The following is a 2,747-nucleotide window of genomic DNA, read 5'->3' as shown; positions in this document are numbered from 1 at the left end:
GACCCGCGCGGCGCCGGAGAGCGTGCCGAGCAGCGGGCGCCCCTCGTCCAACATGCGCACCGCCCGCTGGACCTGGAGCGCCACGAGCGCCCGGACGGCGGTGTCCGCGCGCGGGGCGGACAGGTCCCGCTCGGCCACACCGAACCGGGTCAGGTCCTCGGTGGGCAGGTAGATCCGGCCGACCCGCACGTCCTCGGCGACGTCCTGGCAGTGCTCCAGCACCTGCAGCGCCGCACAGATCCGGTCGGAGGCGCGCAGCGTGTCCCCGTCGGACGCCCCGCCGAACACGCCGAGGACGAGCCGCCCCACGGGTTCCGCGGACAGCGAGCAGTAGTCGAGCAGGTCGTCGAAGGTCCGGTAGCGGGTCACCACCTGGTCGCGCCGGTTCGCCTGCACGAGCCGGTCGAACGGCTCCCGCGGCAACGCGCACGCCGCCACGGTGCGCCCGACGGCGCGGAACAACGGGGTGCGCGGGTCCCGCCCGTCGTAGATCCGGTCGATCTCGCACGCGACGTCGTCGAGCAGGGCGAGCCGGTCCCCGCCCGCGGTGTCCCCGAGATCGTCCACCGTCCGGGCGAACGAGTAGAGCACCAGCAGATGCTCCCGGTGGCGTGCGGGGAGGACGCGGAGGGCCACCGGGAAGTTCTCGCGCCGGGCCCGCGCGCGGAGCCGCCGCGACGGCGGGGAGAGCCGCGCCCGGTCGGCGTGCAGGTGGTCCGCGTGCATGTGATCCGCCTCGTCCCGTCCGGTCGGTGTGCCGACCCTCGACGTCTGGGCGGTACCATTGTCGGCCCGCGATGCGAACCCGGGCAACTCCGAAACCGGGTCCGGCGTGCCACGGCACGCGGGCACGGCGCCGACCGACGCACTCTCACCGCTGTACGGAACCTCGGTTCCGGACACCGGTACCGCCGGGGGCGCCGGAATATTCGGGTTCGGGGGAATCCTTGGGGTCACTGCGCCGAATCCTATGCCGCCGTGCGGGCGGCGCAACCGGACACGAGGCGGCCCCCGACGGGACGGCGCACGTCGTACCGGCCGGCACGGGGCGCGGCCCGGACACCCGGACCGGGTCCCCGATCCGCGCCATGCCACCGCACCGGAACCGCCGTGACGTACGACCGGATCCCGTGTGGACGGTATGTCGACCGGTCGACGAGTCCACTTCGATCAGTACGAGTCCCGGATATCATTCCTCCGAAGGAGTGACCACCGCGCGCCCGGTGAGCGCACCCTCCTCCAACCGGCGGTACGCCTCCGGCGCGTCGGCCAGACCGAACCGGGTGATCTCGGTGTGCAGCCTGCCCCGCGCGGCCAGTTCCAGCACCTCCACCAGCTCGAACCGGGACCCCCAGTAGGTCGTCTGCACCGACATCTCGTAGGGCATCGAGAAGAACGACACCGGCAGCGTGCCCCCGCCGAGTCCCACCACGGTGAGGTCACCGAGCACCCGCCCCACCGCGGCCGCGAGGGCGAGCGTGTCGTCCGAGCCGACGCAGTCCAGCACCACGTCCGCACCGCGGCCCCGGGTCAGCTCCCGCACCCGTTCCGCCACCCCCTCCCCCGGCGGGGTGGCCAGGTCGGCACCGGAGTCGCGGGCCAGGTCCAGCGCGGCCGACCGGGTGTCCACGGCGACGACCCGCGCGGCGGTGGTGGCCCTGAGGATCTGCACGGCCAGGTGCCCCAGACCGCCGATGCCGATCACGACGGCCGTGGAGGTCGGGGCGAGCTTCGGCCACGACCGGCGCACCGCGTGGTACGGCGTCAGCCCCGCGTCGGTGAGCGGTGCGGCCACCACGGGATCGAGCCCGTCGGGCAACGGCAGGACGTGCCGGGCGTGCGGGACCAGCAGGTACTCGGCCATCCCGCCGTCCAGGCCGAGGCCGGCCCCGCCGCGCGGGACCGGGGCGGCCTCCGGCCGTTCGCAGTAGGTCTCGAGGCCCTGAAGGCAGTACTGGCAGACCCCGCACCCCCACGGGCCGTACACGGCGACCGGCATCCCCCGGTCGAGCCCCTGCACACCGTCACCGACCCGCTCGACCCAGCCCGCGTTCTCGTGGCCGAGGGTGAACGGCGGATTCCACGGCATGTCGCCCGCGCCGAACTCCCGCATCAGGTGCAGGTCGGAGTGGCACACGCCCGCACCCCCCACCCGGACCAGCACCTGGCCCGGACCGGGCTCCGGGGTGTCCACATCGGTCAACACGGGGTCGGAACGCCATTCGAGCAGGCGGAGAGCACGCATCACGGGGATTCCTTTCCGGTCGGTCGGACGATCATCACGGGGCACCGGGCGTGGTGCATCAGCGCCTGGCTGGTGGAGCCCAGCAGCAGCCCGCGGAACCCGCCGAGCCCTCTGCTGCCCACCACGAGCAGCCGCGCGGTGGCGGAGTGGTCGAGCAGCGCCGGGCGGGGCTTCTCCCGGACCGTCACGGGGTGCACCGCCACGTCCGGGTACTTCTCCCGCCATCCGGCCAGTCCGACGGCGAGCGGGTCCCGCGGCCCCTCCGGCACGTCGGCACGGGCGTGTACCGCCACCAGCGGCGCCCTCCGGGCGGCGGCCTCCTCGAACGCGTACCCCACCGCGCGCCCGCTCAGCGGACTGCCGTCCACACCCACCACGATCGGACCGTCCCCGGGCGGCTCCTCCCCCTCCGCCCGGGAGCGGACCACCACCACGGGGGCGACGGCGTGCGAGGCCGTTCCGACTGCGGTCGACCCGGCGAGCGCCCCCAGCAGCCCGCCGC

At 74.6% G+C, this 2,747-nt stretch carries 3 protein-coding genes; all 3 read right to left on the bottom strand.

Translation table 11 applies throughout. The features are described from left to right. A partial coding sequence (gene hpnC / locus ACTIR_RS0115240; RefSeq protein WP_084789543.1) for a squalene synthase HpnC occupies positions 1-726 on the bottom strand: 726 nt, incomplete at its 3' end. Between the two features lie 463 nt (positions 727-1,189). Beyond that, positions 1,190-2,245: an NAD(P)-dependent alcohol dehydrogenase gene (locus ACTIR_RS0115235; protein ID WP_026454926.1), complete on the bottom strand. Its 1,056-nt coding sequence runs from the start codon at positions 2,243-2,245 to the stop codon at positions 1,190-1,192. Then, positions 2,245-2,747, bottom strand: a 503-nt coding sequence (locus ACTIR_RS23640; protein WP_034240357.1) for a universal stress protein, incomplete at its 5' end; no start/stop codon positions are given. The genes ACTIR_RS23640 and ACTIR_RS0115235, both read right to left, overlap by 1 nt.

Origin of the sequence: Saccharomonospora iraqiensis subsp. iraqiensis (assembly GCF_000430445.1) — a bacterium.
Classification (GTDB): domain Bacteria; phylum Actinomycetota; class Actinomycetes; order Mycobacteriales; family Pseudonocardiaceae; genus Saccharomonospora; species Saccharomonospora iraqiensis.
The sequence above is the reverse complement of the archived record's forward strand: the minus strand, read 5'-3'. Positions and strand labels throughout refer to the sequence as shown.

Coding starts and splice junctions, on each gene's coding strand:
- ACTIR_RS0115235 (WP_026454926.1), bottom strand. CDS start 2,245: ATGCGTGCTCTCCGCCTGCTCGAATGGCGTTCCGACCCCGTGTTGACC.